The following is a 17,454-nucleotide window of genomic DNA, read 5'->3' as shown; positions in this document are numbered from 1 at the left end:
GTATGATGGTACGTCGTGGAATAGTATTGGCGGGGGGCACGGGTTCGCGCCTGTTTCCGATGACGTCGGTCGTCAGCAAGCAACTGCTGCCGATCTACGACAAGCCGATGATCTATTACTCGCTGTCGACGCTCCTGCTCGCCGATATCAGGGAGATCCTCCTGATCTCGACCCCACGCGATATTCCCTCGTTCCGCCAGCTGCTCGGCGATGGCTCGCGGCTGGGTATTCGGATCGAATATGCGGTCCAGGATAAGCCCAGGGGGCTTGCCGAAGCCTTCCTGATTGGAGAGCGTTTCCTGGACGGGACCCCAAGTGCCCTCGTACTCGGCGACAATGTATTTTACGGCCAGGGTTTCTCGGATTCCCTCGCGCACGCCTCAACCCGGCAGGCCGGCGCGACCGTGTTCAGCTATCCCGTCCAGAACCCCCGCGAGTTCGGCGTGGTCACATTCGACGAGAATGGCCGGGCGACCCACGTCGAAGAAAAGCCGGAAAACCCCAAGTCGAATTCGGCCGTCGTCGGTCTGTACTTCTACGACGAGCGCGCGCCTCAACTTGCCAAGACGGTGGCACCGTCGGCGCGCGGGGAACTCGAGATAACCGACCTGAACCGGCGCTATCTCGAACTCGGAGAATTGTATGTCGAGCAGCTCGGGCGCGGCTTCGCGTGGTTGGATACGGGAACCTGTGCCTCGATGCTCGAGGCAACGAATTTCGTTGCGACGCTGCAGAGACGCCAGGGATTGCGCATCGCGTGCCTTGAAGAGATCGCCTACCGAAAGGGGTGGATCGGGCGGGCCGAGCTCATGGCCAGCGCAGCGCAATTCAGCGCCAGCGAGTACGGCGCCTATGTGCGCGAATTGCCGTTGATTGTTTGAGGGTGGCGCAACTTCGATGACTGTTCATTTCTGCACGCTGTTTGACGCGCGGTATGCGGCACGCGGACTGGTGATGCTCGAGAGCCTTGAGGCGCAATTCGCCGGCGACAAGACCGTCACGATCCTCGCGATGGACGATGAAGTCCCATCGATGGTCGCCAGGATGGGGCGGCCGAACTGGAAGGTCGTTACCGTCGAGGATATCGGCGACGCCGAATTGGTCGAGGTGAAGACGACCCGGCCTCATCGGGAGTTTTGTTGGACCTGCGCGCCGGCATTGATGAGCCACATGGTGCAGGCGCAAGCAGACAACGAAATCGTCGCCTATCTCGACGCAGATCTCTATTTCTTCTCGTCACCGCAATTGCTGCTGGATGAGCTCGGGTCGTCGGGAACGATACTGATTCACGAGCACCGCTACTCGGAAGACCGGCGGCATTACGAGAGCAGCTCCGGCCGGTTCAACGTCGGCTTCCTCGCCTTCCTCGTGGGGGACGAGGCGAGGGCCTGTGTCAACAGGTGGCGTCAGCAAGTCCTCGACAAGTGTGTGCTGGAGCCGGAAAACGGCTACTGCGGCGATCAGGGCTATCTCAACGAGTGGCCGAGCCTTTATCCCGGGCTGCGTATCCTCAAGAACATCGGCGGCGGCGTCGCGCCGTGGAACCTGCTCGCCTACAAGGTCGAGGGCACCGCGAGCCGACCGACCGTGAGCGGAGTGCCGGTCGTCTTCTTTCACTACCATTCGTTCCGCATGGTATCGGTCGGCGCCTTCTCGCACGTTGCAGCCATCCCGGCCTGGGGCTACGACTTTTCCAGAGAGTCGCAGCGTCTGTTGTTTTCGCGCTACGCGCGGAAAATCCGCGGGGTCTTGAAGAGGGCAGGGCGATTAGGCTTTACGGCCGAGAGCGATCTGCAGCATCCTGTGAGGGAGGCGGTTCGAGCGCTGCTCCGCAGAAATCTGATTTCTGCGATTTGAGGTGACACAATCAGCGCTTGGAAATGATCAGCCCGCACATGCCCAGCCTTAAGCGCATTGCCGTTCTGCTGCTGCCGCCCATCGTGACGGATCTTCTGCGCGCGATCCGCAACCGTCACGACGGCGACGGCGGTCTCGTGCAGGACATCAAGGACGCGGTGCAGGGCTCCGGGCCCGAATGGGAGGCCGTGCCGGAGGCGGACTGGATGGCGAGCAACGGCTGGCTGCATTCGTCGATCGTGGCGACGCAGGTCGAGAAATGGTCGGATTTCCAGGCCTCGGTCAGCGGGCCGCGCGCGTTGGGTGTGGCTCACGAAGCAAAGCCCGGTGCGCCCGCCAACATCAGCCCGCACAACATCATCATGACGTTCGGCTACGTTCTTGGCCGGGTGATCTCCGCCCGTCCGGGAACGCCCGTGCGGGTGCTCGATTGGGGCGGCGGCGTCGGCCACTATGCCGTGCTGGCGAAGGAGCTGTTCCCGGAGACGGCGGTCAGCTATACGATCATGGACCTGCCGCCGCTGATCGAGGCAGGCCGGACCTGCGTTCCGGATGCCGTTTTTACCGCCGATATCGATGGCGCCTTGAAGACCTCATATGATCTCATCTATGCGAGCAGTTCCCTGCAATATGTCCAGGATGTCTATGGCCTCCTTGGCAGGATTGCAGACACGGGCAGCCGCTGGATCATGGTTTGCCGCATGCCGTTCGTGGATGTGTCGGACGATTTCGTCGTGGTGCAGCGGGCCCAGAGATACGGTTACGATACCGAATACACGGGGTGGTTCCTGAATCGCGACAAGTTCGTCAAGTTCATGCAGTCGCGCGGCTATCGGCTCGATCGGGAGTTTCTCAACGACGAGCGCCCGCAGGTCGCGAACGCGCCCGAGCAATGCTCCTACCGCGGCTTTCTCTTCAAGCGCGCCGACCGCTAGTTGCAAATCCCGAGCGCGATCAAAATGCATCATCATCCCTCGACAATTGGCCCAGACATGCAAGCCACCGTCGTTCCCTTGGCCAGCCCCCGTCGTGATGTGGCGCGATATGAGGCCGATCTCATCGAGGTGACGCGTCGTGTCATCGCGTCGGGCAGCTACATTGGTGGCACCGAGCTTGATGCACTGGAGAAGGCGCTCGCGCGCGCGATCGGGACGGAGGCGGCCACCGGCGTTGGTAGCGGCACGGACGCCTTGATCTTCGCGATGCAGGCTGCCGGCATCGCCCGCGGAGACGAGGTCATCGTTCCCTCGCATACGGCCGGTCCGAGCGTGGCCGCGATCAACGCGCTGTCTGCCACGCCCGTCTTCGTCGATGTCGAGTTCGATACGGCCTGCATCGACGTGAACCGCGTTGCGGCCGCGATCGGTCCGCGCACCAAGGCAATCCTTGCGGTTCACCTCTATGGTCATCCGGCCCGGATCGAGGAATTGGTCCGATTGGCAGCGGATCACGGGATTTCGCTCATCGAGGATTGCGCCCAAGCGCAAGGCGCTCGCCTGATGGACAGGCCGGTCGGCTCGTTCGGCCGGTTTGGCTGCTTCTCGTTTTACCCGACTAAGAATCTCGGCGCGATCGGAGACGCAGGCGCGGTTGCAGGCTCTGCCGACGGCGTAAGCCTCGTTCGTCAATTGCGGACCTATGGCTGGCGGGAGCCGCAGTTCGCGGAAATTCCCGGTGGACGCTGCTCGCGCCTCGATGAGCTGCAGGCCGGCTTCCTGAATGTCCGGCTCAAGGGGCTGGATGAGGATGTTCGGGCGCGCCGCGAGATCGCGCGCGCCTACAATGAACGCCTGGCCGGTTTGCCGATCGCGCTGCCCGTCGAGCACAAGGGCGCCTATCACGCCTACCATTTGTTCGTCATCAAATCGGACCGCCGCGACGCCCTGAAGGACCATCTGGCGAAGTCGGGCGTGATGACCGGCATCCACTATCCACTCCCGGCGCATCGGCAGCCCGGGCTTGCCGCCGGCAGCCGCATCGCGGGGACGCTGGATGTGACGGATAGGCTGCAGGCGCAGATCCTGAGTCTTCCGATTTTCGCGACGATGTCGGGCGGCGAAGTCGACCGGGTCGCTGAAGCCGTACGCGGATTCTTTGGAAACTAGTCATGTCGAGCGGCCGGACAGCCAATGCCTTGAGCAGGGTCACGCGTGGAAGCGCCAAGCTGTTTGGTGATGACCGCGGCAATTTGGGCGTGGTCGACCTGGTCGGGCACGCGCCTTTCGTGCCGGTGCGCATCTTCTGGATCTCGGACGTTCCGGCGGGAAAGGTCCGGGGAGGGCATGCGCACAAGGCATGCAGCCAGTTTGTCGTTTGCCTCCACGGCAGAGTCGCGATCGATGCATTCGACGGGACGGCGAACGAGCGCTTTGTGCTCGGGGCCGGAGATTTCATCAATCTGGTTCCGGGAATCTTCGCGACCGAAGAGTTCGTTGAACCGGGCTCGCTGCTGCTCGTCGTCTGTGATCGTCCCTATGAGGCGGACGATTACATCCATGACAAGAACGCTCTGAAGATTGATTGATAGGGACACGGGGAGAACATGTCGAAGCAGGAATCCGTTGTTCGATGTATTGCCTGTGGATCGGGTTGTACGCCCTACATCGACGCGATCTGGGACGACCGCTACGGATCGCCAGGCACATACTCGATCCTCAAGTGTGACGCGTGCGGGCAGATGGTCACTTCGCCCCAGCTCGCCGAGAAGGATCTTCCCGAACTGTACAGCCGCTATTATCCGCGGAGGGAAGTCGATTTCACGGCGCTTCGCAACGAGGCCGATCTCGTCCTGCGGGAAGGCGCGGCTGAAAAGCGCCATCGTGAGGGCACGGACAATCAGGGGCACTATCTGGTCAAGCCCGGCCAGAAGGTGCTTGATATCGGGTGCGGCTCCTGCGTGTCGCTGCTCGAGGTGCGCAACCTGGGTGGCGAATCCTGGGGCGTTGAAGCCGACCCCAACGTCCGCGCTATCGCCGATCATTTCGGCCTGAACGTGCACATTGGCAGCATCCACGACAATCCGTTTCCAGGCCAGTCGTTCGATTTGATCGTCCTCAATCAGGTGATCGAGCACGTTCCGGATCCGCCGGCGTTGCTCAGGCTCGTGCGCGACAGGCTGAATCCTGGCGGAAAGGTTGTCTTGGCGTTTCCGAACGCGGGATCGCTGAACAGGCTGGTGTCGGGACGCAAGTGGATCAACTGGCATATCCCCTATCACCTGCATCACTACAACAAGCGATCCTTTTCTCTCATTGCCGAAAAGGCCGGCTACCAGGTCGAGAATATCAAGTCGATCACTCCGAACCTGTGGACCATCCTGCAGCTCCGCGCCTATGGCGATGAAGCCGCGGAAGGACAGGCCTCGACGGCATGGACCGGTTCGGGGCCATCGGTTTCCGCGAAGGCATCGCGTGTGATGCGCTGGAAGAACCGGTTTGCCAGCCGCGCCACCGGTCTGGCGCACGGATTGATCGGTCCCGTCAACCGTCTGGCCGACGCGCTTGGTTGGGGGGATAGCCTCCTGGTTGTGCTGCGCAAGAGTTGATTGCGTCGGCACGCCCGCTGCGAGGCGTACGAACAGGGCTGGGATCGACCGGAAGGGCCATGCGCATCGTTTTTGTCGATACCTATTACAGGCGCTTTCTTGGCGAGCACTACGGGCGCAATACTCAGCTTGCGAGCGAGAGTTATGCGTTACAGCATCGCTCTCTGATCGAGGCCCGCTTCGGAACGTCGGACTTCTACTCGAAGCACCTCAATGACCTCGGCTGCGAAGCCTTTGACCTGATCGCGAATTGCGTTCCCCTTCAGGCCAGCTGGCTGAGGGAAAATGGCCGCAACGCCAAACTGTTGGACTACGCGGCGCCGCACCGGTTCTACCGTCTTCCGATCCTGGGCCACGTCGTGGCCGCGCTGCCTGGTCTGCTTAGCACGATACTTGAGCAGGTGCGCTCGTTGCGGCCGGATGTGCTGTACTGCCACGACCTGTCGCTATTTCCGAGCTGGTTTCTCGGCAAGATCCGCAAGCACGTCAAGCTGGTGGTCGGGCAGATCGCCTATGCCTTGCCACCGGACAGCTTCGTTCGGGGATACGATCTCATTCTGACCTCGTTTCCGCATTTCGTGGATCGCATCAAGGCGAAGGGAGTCGATTCGGAATATTTTCGTCTGGGTTTCGACCACCGGATGTCGGCCTGCTTCGACGGGATCCCGAGGGATATCGAGTTCTCTTTCGTCGGCGCTCTCGGCCGGAGCCATGGGTCCGCGCTTCCGCTTCTGGAACGGCTTTGCCGCGCGACGCCGATAAAGATCTATGGTTACGGCATAGACGGCGTGCCAGACAATTCGCCGATCCGGGACCGATACGAGGGCGAGGTCTGGGGTCTCGACATGTACCGGATTCTGGCGCGCAGCAGGATAACGCTCAACCGACACATCGCAGTCGCGGAAAACTTCGCCAACAACATGCGCTTGTATGAAGCGACGGGCATGGGAGCTCTGTTGCTGACCGAACGGAAGGATAATCTGAACGGTCTGTTTGCGCCGGGCGAGGAAGTCGAAACCTATTTCGGTCCTGACGATGCCGTTGAGAAGGTCTCCTCCCTCCTGGGCAATGCCGAGCGCTGTGCGAAGATTGCGGCCGCCGGGCAAGCTCGCACGTTAACGGAGCACACGTACCGCGAGCGCATGAAGGATTTAATTCCGATCCTCGAGCGGCGCCTGCCGACATGAGCCCAGAGACCGAAAATCCGGAACGTACGTTGCTGGAGCAGGGCGTTAGCCTGCCTGGGGGACGTGCACGCCGGTTGATGCAGGGGTGGCTCGCCAATCTTCTTCTGATGCTGCTTGGCATCCTGCAGCAAGTCGCGCTGATACCGATCTTTCTCAAATTCTGGTCGAGCGATACTCTGGCGGCCTGGCTGTCCCTCTGTGCGGTCGGAAATCTCATCCCTGTTGCCGACCTCGGCCTGCAGCTGCGCTCCATCAACCGTTTCCTGGCTCTTCGGTCTCGTCCCGGTGGAGACGATCAGACCGCGAATTTCTATGCATCAATCCTGGCAGTCTATCTCGCTCTGATCGCGCTGTTGGCGATTCTGCTGGGGATCGCCCTAGTCCTGTTTCCGCCTTCGATCAGTCTGGGCTACCATTCCGTCCCCGATTTCGATGCCAGCCTCGCGTTGATGACGTTAGGGATGCTGGTCAGCATCGTCGGCAATCCGCCCACGGCGTTGTATCGCGCGCGAGGCTTGTACGCGCGGGCCGTGGGATTGCAGTGCGTTGCCATGCTGGTCGGACAACTCGGGCAGATCGCGGCCATCGTGACGACAGGTAGTCTCACCGCTGTCACGCTGGCCTATGTCGGTGTGCAGGTTCTTGTCTCGGTCTACCTTGTGACGGTCGATGCGCCTAAGACCTTTCCGTACTTGCGTCGCGGACGCATGCTGACATCCTGGGCCTGGGTCGTTGGCCAGTTCCGCAGATCTTTCTCGTTTGCCGCCGCGAGCCTGGCCGATCTCGTCCTGGTGAACGCTCCAATTCTGCTCGTGAGCGCTCTCGTGGCTGACCGCATCGTTGTCGCACAATGGGGGCTGACCAGGGTTGTCGCTGGCCTGGTGCGCGCCACTTGCGTCCTAGTTAGCCAGCCGCTCGCTGCGGAGCTCGGACATGATTTTGCTGTCGGTGACCGCGACAAGCTCAGTACGCTGTACGCGCGGGGCTCGGTCCTTGTCTCGGTTCTCGCCGCCACCATCGTCTCCGGCGTCCTGGCGTTCTGGCCGGACTTTTTCGTGCTGTGGACTCATGGAGCCATCCCCTATGATCCGAGATTGACCGTGACGCTGTTGATCGGCGCGGTCGCCACCGCGCCGTCGATCCTCGCGGGAAACTACGCCATCTACAGCAACCGAGGAGCGCTTCTGGCATCGATCAAGGGCGCGCAGCTCGCACTCTTCCTTGTTCTGGCCGTCGCGGGCGGAGCCTATGCCGGCGTGATCGGAGTGGCCGTCGCTCTCGTTTGCAGCGAGCTGACCACCCAGCTTGGTTGGCTGTCGACCAATATCGTCAGTCGAACGCTGGATCGTCCGGTTGTGCACCTGGCGTTCCTGGCCGTCATTACCTGCGCAACGACCTTGGTCGGATACGGCCTGGGAGTTCTCATCAGCGCGGCCGTGCCGGGCTCCGGAGCCTTGCACTTTTTCCTTGAATGTGCCCTCTGGTTGGCAGCAGTGGCGGGCATTTCTCTTCCGCTTTGGAAGGAGAAAGCCCGTCATGCATTTGCTGGCGCCATTCCGCGCTAGAAGCGTCGGATCATGGCAATCAAGAATGCCGCAGGCGTGGAGCAATGATGGAGCGCGTTTACTGCACCTGCTTCGACCGCAACTATCTGTCGCGCGGACTAACCCTCTATCACTCTCTTCGAAGGCATACCCCTGGCTCCAGGCTTTGGGTCCTCTGTCTGGATCCGGCCGCCTATCGGTTGCTGCACGAGATTGCCTTGCCGGACCTGATCCCCGTACAGCTCTCCGACTTCGAGGCTGCTGATCCCGATGTGGCCGCGACCAAAACGGGCCGGAGCCTCGTCGAATACTACTTCACGCTCTGCCCGGCCTGGCTGCTCTACGTGGCGCAACTGGAAGCCGACTCGGAGTGGGTGACCTATCTCGATGGCGACCTGTTCTTCTTTGGTTCGCCCGAGCCCATTTATGAAGAGCTGGGCAGCGCGGCATTTGCCATCGTTCCCCATCGTTATCCGCCGGCACTCGAGCGACTGAAGCGGTTCGGGGTCTACAATGTGGGATGGGTAGGAGCCCGGACTGATCTCGATGGCCTGACCCCGCTTCGATGGTGGCGAGAGAAGTGCATCGAGTGGTGCCATGACTATGTCGATGGCGAAAGGTTTGCCGATCAGGGATACCTGCAGGAACTCGCCAGGCGATTCCCACGGGTGAAAGCGATCGAAAACCATGGGGCGAACCTCGCGCCGTGGAACCTGGCCAACTATCGGATCGGCTTTCGTGCTCCCCAGATTTTGATTGATGATACTCAGCCGCTCATCTTTTTCCATTTTCAAGGTGTGAAGAGGGGATTCGGCTGCTTCATCTTCAACAATCACCGCAACTACGAGGCGCCATTCACCAGCGTCGTGCGGAAGCACATCTACAGGCCCTATGTCGATGAGATGCTGAGGATCGAACAGGGAATCAACGCGAGTATCGACGTATCAGACGCCAAGCCTCTCGCGCGTGCCGACGTCAACGCGTTCTGGCGCCGCCTTGAGAACATGGTCCGGAGGGCGCGCAACCGCTGCTTCCAGTTGCTCGATATCGTGACCGGGCGCGCGTTTCTCGTCTTGCGAGGCAAGGCCTACTGAGCGGTGCAACGGAGCCGTGCGGCAGATTACCGGCGAGGGGCCTGGCTGACCGCGAACAGATAGGTTTCCGTCATCGAGTGATGACCGGTCACCTCATGCATATCGTAGGGAATTCCGGGCCACTCCGCCTCCAGCAGCAAGCCTGCCTTGTTGCAGATGGAGAGCAATTCCCGCTTGCCGAAGATGACCTCGATCACCGGCGCCCCATATGCGAGCTTGGTGAGGAAAGTCGTCTTGTGGTCGTGAAACACCGGAACGCCATGAAAAATGCAGTAGCGTTCCGCCACCCGAGCTGCTTCGTGGATCGCTACTTCGTAGTCGACGATGTGCATCAGGGCGACGCCATTGAATACGATTTCAAACGATCGGTTGCCATAGGGCAATCTCGTCGCATCTCCGACGTCAAATGAACGGCCAGGGTGATGGATCCTGGCGCGGGCGATCATGGCCTCCGAGTAGTCCATGCCGCGATAGTCGATCGCGCCGGAAAGCAACGTCGCAAGCACTTCCGAGTAGCTGCCGGTCCCGCAGCCGATCTCGATGACACGTGGACGCCTGATACCGGTGGCGGCGATGGCCTTGGCCGCGACCTCGAAGTCAATCCGTGGCCGTCCCCGCTTCATATCGGCAATCAAACCGCGATAGGCGCGTTCCTGGCGCGCGACGGTGCGGGCGGCGAGCCATCCGCCGGATGACAGCAGCAGTTGCCTTGCCTCGTCGCGGCCGCTCAACACGCGATAATCGCTCGAGCTCATGATGTTGCGTCGCAGAAGCGGCGACGATTTGATCACGCGCTTGCCGATTTGCCGGATGGTACGGGACAGCTTCAAGGCCGGGGCCGGATAGTTTCGAACAGGGCGAGGAGTTCAGCCGTGCGGAGCCGATAGGTGTGGCTCGCCATCGTCCTTTGTTGCCCGGCCCGGGCGATCCCGGCGCGCGATTTGCTATCGCGCAGGTAGTGCTCGATCGCGGCGACGCAATCCTCAATGGAGCGCCAGGCCGCTACTTCGCGCGTTTCGTCGAACAAGGTGTGCAGGTTATCCTTGTAGTCGGTCAGCAGAAACGTGCCCACTCCGGTCGCTTCGAACAGGCGCATGTTTCCCGCTTCGTTGCGCGCAAAATCGATATGCGAGTTGAGCGTGATACGGGAGCGGCGAAGCACCTGGTACATGTCGACGCCCCAGACTTCGCCCTGGAAGCACCGGCGCAGCGGCGAGGAGGCTGGAAGCGCTTGCGGTCGGTTGCCCCACAGTCTGAGCTCGTAGCGCTCGGCAATGCTTTCGAGCAGCTTGATGCGAAGGAGATGGTCGGTCGAGATGGAGCCGACGAAGGAAACGTCAACGTCCGGTTCGGGAGCGGGAGGCAGCGCGTCGAGGAGACTCGGCTCAAACGCGAGATGATGCAGTTCGGATCGTACGCCGAGCGAGCGGAAGAACTGCACCGTCGAGGGAAGCTGCGAGATCATGAGATCGTAGACCGGCCAGTCCTCGCCGAGCGTCGGCGCAACGCCGATTTGCCCGACCAGCATCGGCTTGCCGATTCCCTTGATCCGGCGCATGAGCCGAAAGTCGGCGTAGAAAACGTCCTGATTGATCAGAACGTCCGGCTTGAACTCCTCGATCTGGGCGAGCAGCACGTTTTCGCTCTGCTTGTCTAGTGAAGGGCTGAAACCGAGCCTCCGCGCCAACGGCCGCAATCTCTGCTTGAACGGCGCCGCAGCCCTTTCGGCCCAGCCTGGCAGGGTGCGTCGCTCGGCCGTCGATAGCTCCGCGGGAGCCTCGAACGGCAGACCATGCTCGCGCGCCCAGGCCGCCTGCATCCAGACCGTGCTGACATAGATCTGCTGCGCCACATGTCCGTGGGCGGCGAAATTCTTCGGGTAGAAATCCGACAGTCCGAACAGGCTCGCATCGCGCTTGGCCACCTGCGTCGCATAGGACTCGAGTTCGAGCCCTGCATGACGACCATAGAACCAGGCCTGAAAGCGCTGATAGTCTGTGTTGAGCAGCAGAATACGCATGGTCTAGACCGCGGATCGATTTCCGTAATTCTTTTCGATCCAGGTCCGATAGCTGCCGCTGATTATGGCACGCCACCACGCCTCATTCTCGATGTACCAGCGAACCGTCTGCTCCAGGCCGGCGGCAAAATCGACGCTGCAACGTTTACCAAGCTCGTTGGCGAGTTTGGTGGCATTGATCGCGTAGCGATGGTCATGCCCGGGCCGGTCAGTCACGAACGTGATCAGCGATCGGCAGGACCGATCGTCGGCCGCCGGGCAAGCCGGGAATCGGTCCTTGAGTTTGGAGTCCTTGGCAAAGGCGCGATCGATCGTTTCGCAGATCAAGCCCACGACGTTGCGGTTGTTCTGCTCGTTGCCGCCGCCAACATTGTAGGTTTCGCCGACGTGTCCGCGCTCGATCACGGCAATAAGCGCCTCGCAATGATCCGAGACATGCAGCCAATCGCGGATGTTCGAGCCGTCGCCGTAGATTGGAAGTGCCTTTCCCTCCAAAGCGTGGATGATCATCAGCGGGATGAGCTTTTCCGGATGCTGATAGGGCCCATAGTTGTTCGAGCAGTTCGTGATCAGTGCCGGTAGCCCGTAGGTGACCTCGAACGAGCGGACCAGGTGATCGCTTGCGGCCTTGCTGGCCGCGTACGGCGAATTCGGCCGGTACGGCGTAGTTTCGCAGAAGGCCGGCTCGTGTGCGCTCAATGAGCCATAGACTTCGTCGGTCGAGACATGGAGGAAGCGTGACTGTTCGAGGAGCTTGTTCGCGCGCCAGAAATCAAGCGACGCCTTGAGCAGGGCGAAGGTGCCGAGCACGTTGGTTGTGAGAAATGCCTCGGGATCCTCGATCGAACGGTCCACATGAGACTCTGCAGCCAGATGCGCGACGCGGGTGAACTGGTGCTGGTCGAAGAGGTCGCGCAGCAATGCCCCATCGGTGATCGAGCCCTTGACGAGGTTGATCTGGCGGCTCTCGATCAGAGGTTCGAGGCTGGTGATGTTGGCGGCGTAGGTCATGGCATCAATGACGGTGAGCCGGTCGTCCGGGCGCGTCTTGCGCCAGGTGTGAACCAGATTCTGTCCGATGAATCCGGCGCCCCCGGTGATCAGAATGTTAGCCATGCAAAGCCTGTCTTGTTCCCGACCTGGTATATCTCTGGTCCGTGAAATTCAGAATTGGAGAAGTGGTCGCCAGGGCGAGAGCAGCGAAGGGCGCCCGGCGCACTCTATATGGCAAAACCCAATGATCTACCACGTGTTTTTGATGCTGGAGGACCGATCTGGGCCGACGTTCGGGGCATTGGGAGAAGGCCCCGACAGTGCACCTACTGGATGTCATTGCGCTGACGGCACTTGCCGGGCGGGCGGCGAACCCAGCCTCAGAAACTCCTCCGGCATCAGGTACCAAAGCATGAACACAAGGGCCATTCCGTTCGTCAACAAGGTGGTCGACAGCGGAACGTTGGTGAGAACCTGCGGCAGCAAGGCACTCGACGTGAGAACGAACCGGGCCGGCAGTCTGGCCGAGGCACAATTCCCAAGCGCCATCACGAGTCCTCCGGCCAACGCCGCCAACGGCGCGAGCTTGATCCCGACCGAAGCAACGCCCTCGGTGGCAAACAGCGAGGCGTTCATGTTGCCGGCATCGTAAGCCCGTTTCATGATGATCGAGAGCGGCGCATCGTAAGGGCAGGTCAAGATGGGTTTGAGGAGCCAGATCTGACAGAAATGGGTGAGGGGATGATGCGCGAAGAAATGATTGTAGTAGTCGAGCGCGTTGGACGGAATTGCAAACATTCGCAGATTGATGATTTGCGAGTATGCCGCGTGCTGCGGTGCTAGGACAAGCATTGCAGTTCCCGCGATCAGCGGCACAAGCAGAGCGAGAATCATGGAAATTCTGCAGTCGAAACTCCGCGAAAGCAGGAAGATGAATATCAGCCAGAACGGCGCGAAGAGTGTCAGCTTGGTGAGCGTGATTGCATAGAACATGAACAGGAACAGCAAACTCAGGCTGGCCGGCAACAGAGCTCCGCGCATGACAAAGCAGGCGAATGCGAACGGCAATAGCGTGGTCGACAATATCGGGATGACATAGGCAAGCAGAGTGGGAAACTTCAGCTCGTCGCGGAGCAGCGCGATGCTCCGCAGACTTGCAAAGTTGAAGTTGTATTGTGCGCCGGCGATCAGCGTGGCGAAGGTGACCGCGAGGATCGCAAAGAGCAGCCGCGAGTAGGCCTTTTCCGACAGCGCAAATGTTCGGGGCAGGGGAGAACGGATAAGAACGGACGGAAGAAGGAACGCCGCTCCGGACGCCACCGCCGAGATCTGGGCCGAACGATGATCGTAGGTGAAATCGGAAAATGCGCTGAGCCAGAGATAGCCGATGATCAGGAGGTAGGCGGAAAAGCCGACGAAGTATCCGAAGCTGAACTCGCCGAAAACGAAGAGCAGGCCGATCAATGAGAAGCCGACGACCATCGCGAGCGCTTCGCCAAGATGGTTCGCGTCGTAATAGATGTGGAATTCCAGGTAAGGCGCTCGCCAGTAGAGCGAGAAGCAGTGCAGGGCGACAAGAGTTGCGATGAGCAGGGCGATCGTGCCGCGCATCCGGTTCGTCGTGCGTGCCAACTTGATCATGCCGTTCCCCGGGGCTGCTGCAGTCGCTGGTGCCGCGCGTGAGCGGCTGAGATGATTTCACGGTAGGCGCCCAGCGCCTGTCGGGCGGTGTACGTCTCGGCGCTGGCCGCGGCCTTGCGACCCATTCTCGTCGTTGCGGCGGGATCGGCGGCGGCGGAAAGAATCGCGCTTGCTAGATCCTGGGGACGTTCGGGCGGGACGACCCAGCCAATCCCCTCGTCTTCGACGATCAGGGCGGCTTCCGAACCCGGTTCGGCGAGTGCGATGATGGGACGGCCCACGGCCAGCAGATTGTAGAGCCTGCTGGGCACGGAGACGCCCAACATGCCGGCGCGATAGGGGATGATCCAGAGATCGGCGGCAGCGAGGAAATCGGCAAGCTGGTGTTCCGCGACCGGTTCGACCAGCGTGACATTGGACAGTCCTACGGCCTTCTGGCTCGCTTGCAGGCCGCTCCAGCCGGCTCCCCAGCCTGACAGAAGGAAATGGATTCGGTCATCGTCCTTTAGCAGGCGGGCGGCCTGGAAGACCGTGTCTGGATCGTGGGTAAATCCCAGGTTTCCCGAGAGCCCGACGACGAGCTTGGCGTCGCGACCGGCGCGGAAGGGATTGTCCGGTCTCATCTCGCGATGGCCGATCGGCAGCAGCGCCCAATTTGCGATGAAGTGGATCTTGTCCGGCGAGACGCGGTCATAGGCGGTCAGAAGGGGCTTCACGTCCCGTCCGATGGTGATGATGGCGTCCAGCACCCGAAACAGATGGGCGTTCAGAAGGCGAAGGATGCGCGCGGCGACCGAGGTGCGAGCGACCACCCTCGCTGCGACAAGTGCTTCCGGATACAGATCGTAGACGAGCAAGGCAGATGCCGCGCCGCGGAGCTTTGCTGCAAGCACGGCCGCGTAGGGCAAGGTGAATGGCGTGCTCACGCAGAAGACGAGATCATCGGCTTTCGTCCGCCAAAGCACGGAAAGAAACATCCTGAGCGCAAAGAGCGAGACGGCTGCCGCTCTCAGGACCAGCGCTCGCTTTGGTGGCGACGGGTTTCTGAGCTCAACAACTGTGAGGTTGGCCGTATTGCCTTGGTCCCGAGCGGAGTTTGGCGAGCCAGAGAGAACCACGACGTCCAGGTCGGCCGCGAGGGCCTCGGCAATCGCGCCAAGATAGACGCCGGTCGTGCTGGCGTCGGGCGGATAGTGCTGGGTTGCGACCAAGATTTTTCCGGCGCGTCTCATATGCGGAACTCGAAGGCGGACAATCACTGTCGATAGGCGTCCGACTTTCCGCCCGCCACCGACGCAAGTTTCAAAGCCGACGGGATAAATTGCTGCATTGACCTCGGTCGCCGTGTCAAGGCTCTCCACGTCTTTGTTTTCAAGGTTTTCTTTGCTATTTTCCGTGTTTGCTGCGTCGAAGAGGCGTGCGATGGGCTATCTGCTTTTCGTGATTTGGACCATGATGGTTGGTTACGTCTTCTACCGAAAGGGCTATCGTTCCGGATTCAGCAAGGGGGTCGGCGATGCCTCACTCCTTTGGCCAAATCCTTCTGACTAGCTTGGACTGAGAATCTCGCGGGACATCGTGCGGCCAGGCCGTCCTCTTACCGATGTGACGCTGCGCATCGCAGCTGACCCGGACCCCGGCATTCAGACAGAGGCAATCTCTCCGACGGTTTTGCGCGGCACCGGTCGCCTTGTGGTGAGCAGGGCGGTGCAATCGATAGTTGCAGTCGATTATGCGTGGCGCTTCTCGATGATGCGTTCAGGCAGGATGTTTACTCAGGAGGGATTTGATCAAGGTGCAGAGATTTCCTCCCTTAAACCGATAGCCGGCGATGCCAGCTCTGTGAGCCGCCTCGAGGTCCCTATCCTTGTCGCCAACAAGAATGCTTCTACTCAGGTCAACATCATACTGAACGGCCAGGTCGGTGATCATCCCAGGGCTGGGTTTGCGTCGCGGGCAGGTCCTTCGATACCGCTCTACGAGGCCGTCAGGATGATGGGGGCAATACTCGAACTTGTCGATGCGCGCGCCTGATATCGCGAACTCTTCCGCCATCCATGCATGGAGCTTTTCGACGTCGCTTTCTTCATAGAGACCGCGGGCGATTCCCGATTGGTTCGTAACTACGAAAGCCAGATAGCCGGCATCGTTGATCGCCTTGACCGCCTCGCGCGCGCCTTCAATCCAGATCAGATCTGCGGGCCTGAACAGGTACCCGGTGTCCTTGTTGAGCACTCCGTCTCGATCGAGAAAAACGGCTGATCTCTTCATTCGGAAAGGCAACCCCCTCGGGAGATGTTTGCCCAATAGCCGAAATTGTCAGGTCAGGAAAGAGCGAAGCAAAACCAGTCGGGACCGCGATCGCGCAGGACGTAGCTTGAATGCGCAGCAAGAAAGTCGGCTTCCATGACGCTGGTACGGTCATAGCGGACCAACTTTTCGGGCAGGCCGACGAGTGCCCGCGGCCCGTTGTCGCTGAGGTAGGAAGTCTGAGTTTCCCGCCGAACTCTGTCGGTGAGCCAGAGACGTGCCCAGTACATGGTCCGCGCGTTGAGGCCGCAGAGCCGCTTCAGCGTTGCGGGCGGGTCAGGTGTGTACTGCAATGCGCTATTTGAATGCATGAGGTCGATCTCGCCGAGCCATGCTGCGGCCGAGTCGATGTCGGAAAAGAAGCGCAACCGCTCTGTCGCAAGTTCGCTCGCCCGTGCGACCATTCCGGGAGTTTCGACGACAGCCCAGCGAATGCCGGGCGATCGCCGTTCGGCAAGCTTGTAGTGCAAGCCGCAACCTCCTCCAAAATCGAGCACTGACGAGACCTCCGCGACCAGAGGCCAATCGTCCGTAGGCTCAAATGCGACAGTCTTCCGAAACACCGTTTCGATCAGTTCTGACTGCTCGTATCCTCCGAGAATTTCGGAGGGGCGAAACAGTCGGCGTCGTATCCGGCGATACAGAGATATCTTGGGTTCGGTGGACATGGGGCGCACCCGGTTGATGCAGGGAACCGTGACGTAGAATGCTTGATCGCAGTACTGCTGTCTCTACGGGTGGGCGACGTTTACTGCAATACAGCTCCGTATCGGCGAACGGGCGGTTTGAGGCCATTCGGGCCCGAGACGCGACGATTCAGGAACATCCCGATCAAGTCCTTGATTTTCAATGCAGGTCTTGAATATAGACGTGTTTGACTGCCTGGGCTGAATCTAGTCAGTTGACGGGTCCAAATGGCAGGCGTGATTTTGAGATGAAAGAGCGCATCGCTTTGATCACCGGCGTGACCGGCCAGGACGGCGCCTACCTCGCCGAACATCTGCTGTCGCTCGGCTATGTCGTGCATGGCATCAAGCGGCGCTCGTCGTCGTTCAACACCGCGCGGGTCGATCATCTGTATCAGGACCCCCATGTCGGCAATGTGCCGTTCATGATGCATTACGGCGACATGACCGACTCGACCAATCTGATCCGCCTGGTGCAGCAGATCCGGCCGACCGAGATCTACAATCTCGCCGCCCAGAGCCACGTCGCGGTCAGCTTCGAGAGCCCCGAATACACCGCCAATGCCGACGCCGTCGGT

The 17,454-nt window shown here is 60.6% G+C and carries 17 protein-coding genes; 10 read left to right on the top strand and 7 right to left on the bottom strand.

Going from position 1 to position 17,454, the window contains the following annotated elements; genetic code table 11:
* Positions 1–5: 5 nt before the first annotated feature.
* From rfbA to MTR72_RS39070, 9 genes are all read left to right on the top strand, one after another.
* The gene (rfbA, locus tag MTR72_RS39110; RefSeq protein WP_341512279.1) at positions 6–881 is read left to right on the top strand and encodes a glucose-1-phosphate thymidylyltransferase RfbA; all 876 of its coding nucleotides are present in this window, start codon (positions 6–8) and stop codon (positions 879–881) included.
* 16 nt (positions 882–897) lie between these two features.
* On the top strand, positions 898–1,857 hold the full coding sequence (locus tag MTR72_RS39105; protein ID WP_341512259.1) for a hypothetical protein: 960 nt from the start codon (positions 898–900) through the stop codon (positions 1,855–1,857).
* A 38-nt stretch (positions 1,858–1,895) separates the two neighbouring features.
* Entirely contained in the window at positions 1,896–2,792 is an 897-nt protein-coding gene (locus MTR72_RS39100) for a methyltransferase, TIGR04325 family (RefSeq protein ID WP_341512258.1), read from the top strand.
* A gap of 57 nt (positions 2,793–2,849) precedes the next feature.
* The gene (locus tag MTR72_RS39095) at positions 2,850–3,962 is read left to right on the top strand and encodes a DegT/DnrJ/EryC1/StrS family aminotransferase (protein ID WP_341512257.1); all 1,113 of its coding nucleotides are present in this window, start codon (positions 2,850–2,852) and stop codon (positions 3,960–3,962) included.
* A gap of 2 nt (positions 3,963–3,964) precedes the next feature.
* On the top strand, positions 3,965–4,381 hold the full coding sequence (locus MTR72_RS39090; RefSeq protein ID WP_341512256.1) for a sugar 3,4-ketoisomerase: 417 nt from the start codon (positions 3,965–3,967) through the stop codon (positions 4,379–4,381).
* Between the two features lie 153 nt (positions 4,382–4,534).
* The gene (locus tag MTR72_RS39085) at positions 4,535–5,401 is read left to right on the top strand and encodes a class I SAM-dependent methyltransferase (RefSeq protein WP_341512255.1); all 867 of its coding nucleotides are present in this window, start codon (positions 4,535–4,537) and stop codon (positions 5,399–5,401) included.
* A gap of 59 nt (positions 5,402–5,460) precedes the next feature.
* Entirely contained in the window at positions 5,461–6,588 is a 1,128-nt protein-coding gene (locus MTR72_RS39080; protein ID WP_341512254.1) for a CgeB family protein, read from the top strand.
* The gene (locus MTR72_RS39075; protein WP_341512253.1) at positions 6,585–8,153 is read left to right on the top strand and encodes a lipopolysaccharide biosynthesis protein; all 1,569 of its coding nucleotides are present in this window, start codon (positions 6,585–6,587) and stop codon (positions 8,151–8,153) included. Before MTR72_RS39080 ends, MTR72_RS39075 begins: the two co-directional genes overlap by 4 nt.
* Before the next feature lie 47 nt (positions 8,154–8,200).
* Positions 8,201–9,226, top strand: coding sequence for a hypothetical protein (locus tag MTR72_RS39070; RefSeq protein ID WP_341512252.1), 1,026 nt, complete (start codon positions 8,201–8,203; stop codon positions 9,224–9,226).
* 26 nt (positions 9,227–9,252) lie between these two features.
* Here MTR72_RS39070 and MTR72_RS39065 read toward each other — a convergent pair whose 3' ends face one another.
* The 7 genes from MTR72_RS39065 to MTR72_RS39035 form a co-directional block, all read right to left on the bottom strand.
* The gene (locus MTR72_RS39065; protein ID WP_341512251.1) at positions 9,253–9,981 is read right to left on the bottom strand and encodes a class I SAM-dependent methyltransferase; all 729 of its coding nucleotides are present in this window, start codon (positions 9,979–9,981) and stop codon (positions 9,253–9,255) included.
* A 71-nt stretch (positions 9,982–10,052) separates the two neighbouring features.
* On the bottom strand, positions 10,053–11,246 hold the full coding sequence (locus MTR72_RS39060) for a CgeB family protein (RefSeq protein ID WP_341512250.1): 1,194 nt from the start codon (positions 11,244–11,246) through the stop codon (positions 10,053–10,055).
* 3 nt (positions 11,247–11,249) lie between these two features.
* Complete coding sequence (gene rfbB / locus MTR72_RS39055; protein ID WP_341512249.1) at positions 11,250–12,362, bottom strand: dTDP-glucose 4,6-dehydratase; 1,113 nt, start codon at positions 12,360–12,362, stop codon at positions 11,250–11,252.
* A 213-nt stretch (positions 12,363–12,575) separates the two neighbouring features.
* Positions 12,576–13,880, bottom strand: a complete 1,305-nt coding sequence (locus MTR72_RS39050; RefSeq protein WP_341512248.1) for a hypothetical protein — start codon at positions 13,878–13,880, stop codon at positions 12,576–12,578.
* A complete protein-coding gene (locus tag MTR72_RS39045; RefSeq protein ID WP_341512247.1) occupies positions 13,877–15,091 on the bottom strand; it encodes a glycosyltransferase family 4 protein in 1,215 nt (404 codons plus the stop codon). The genes MTR72_RS39050 and MTR72_RS39045 overlap by 4 nt, the downstream gene beginning before the upstream one ends.
* 547 nt (positions 15,092–15,638) lie before the next feature.
* Positions 15,639–16,151, bottom strand: coding sequence for a D-glycero-alpha-D-manno-heptose-1,7-bisphosphate 7-phosphatase (locus tag MTR72_RS39040; RefSeq protein WP_341512246.1), 513 nt, complete (start codon positions 16,149–16,151; stop codon positions 15,639–15,641).
* A 53-nt stretch (positions 16,152–16,204) separates the two neighbouring features.
* Positions 16,205–16,660 carry a hypothetical protein gene (locus MTR72_RS39035; RefSeq protein WP_341512245.1) on the bottom strand — a complete coding sequence of 152 codons (456 nt, stop codon included), beginning with the start codon at positions 16,658–16,660 and terminating at the stop codon, positions 16,205–16,207.
* Positions 16,661–17,124: 464 nt separating this feature from the next.
* Here MTR72_RS39035 and MTR72_RS39030 point away from each other — a divergent pair.
* Positions 17,125–17,454 (top strand): GDP-mannose 4,6-dehydratase (locus MTR72_RS39030; protein WP_341512244.1); only part of this gene is annotated, 330 nt, incomplete at its 3' end.

This window comes from Bradyrhizobium sp. ISRA442 (assembly GCF_038085055.1).
GTDB lineage: Bacteria > Pseudomonadota > Alphaproteobacteria > Rhizobiales > Xanthobacteraceae > Bradyrhizobium.
This window is presented reverse-complemented; position numbering and strand designations above follow the sequence as displayed.

Bases quoted from the DNA above. Each gene is read 5' to 3' on its own strand.
- rfbA (WP_341512279.1), top strand. From the start codon at position 6: ATGGTACGTCGTGGAATAGTATTGGCGGGGGGCACGGGTTCGCGCCTG.
- MTR72_RS39105 (WP_341512259.1), top strand. From the start codon at position 898: ATGACTGTTCATTTCTGCACGCTGTTTGACGCGCGGTATGCGGCACGC.
- MTR72_RS39100 (WP_341512258.1), top strand. From the start codon at position 1,896: ATGCCCAGCCTTAAGCGCATTGCCGTTCTGCTGCTGCCGCCCATCGTG.
- MTR72_RS39095 (WP_341512257.1), top strand. From the start codon at position 2,850: ATGCAAGCCACCGTCGTTCCCTTGGCCAGCCCCCGTCGTGATGTGGCG.
- MTR72_RS39090 (WP_341512256.1), top strand. From the start codon at position 3,965: ATGTCGAGCGGCCGGACAGCCAATGCCTTGAGCAGGGTCACGCGTGGA.
- MTR72_RS39085 (WP_341512255.1), top strand. From the start codon at position 4,535: ATGGTCACTTCGCCCCAGCTCGCCGAGAAGGATCTTCCCGAACTGTAC.
- MTR72_RS39080 (WP_341512254.1), top strand. From the start codon at position 5,461: ATGCGCATCGTTTTTGTCGATACCTATTACAGGCGCTTTCTTGGCGAG.
- MTR72_RS39075 (WP_341512253.1), top strand. From the start codon at position 6,585: ATGAGCCCAGAGACCGAAAATCCGGAACGTACGTTGCTGGAGCAGGGC.
- MTR72_RS39070 (WP_341512252.1), top strand. From the start codon at position 8,201: ATGGAGCGCGTTTACTGCACCTGCTTCGACCGCAACTATCTGTCGCGC.
- MTR72_RS39065 (WP_341512251.1), bottom strand. From the start codon at position 9,981: ATGAGCTCGAGCGATTATCGCGTGTTGAGCGGCCGCGACGAGGCAAGG.
- MTR72_RS39060 (WP_341512250.1), bottom strand. From the start codon at position 11,246: ATGCGTATTCTGCTGCTCAACACAGACTATCAGCGCTTTCAGGCCTGG.
- rfbB (WP_341512249.1), bottom strand. From the start codon at position 12,362: ATGGCTAACATTCTGATCACCGGGGGCGCCGGATTCATCGGACAGAAT.
- MTR72_RS39050 (WP_341512248.1), bottom strand. From the start codon at position 13,880: ATGATCAAGTTGGCACGCACGACGAACCGGATGCGCGGCACGATCGCC.
- MTR72_RS39040 (WP_341512246.1), bottom strand. From the start codon at position 16,151: ATGAAGAGATCAGCCGTTTTTCTCGATCGAGACGGAGTGCTCAACAAG.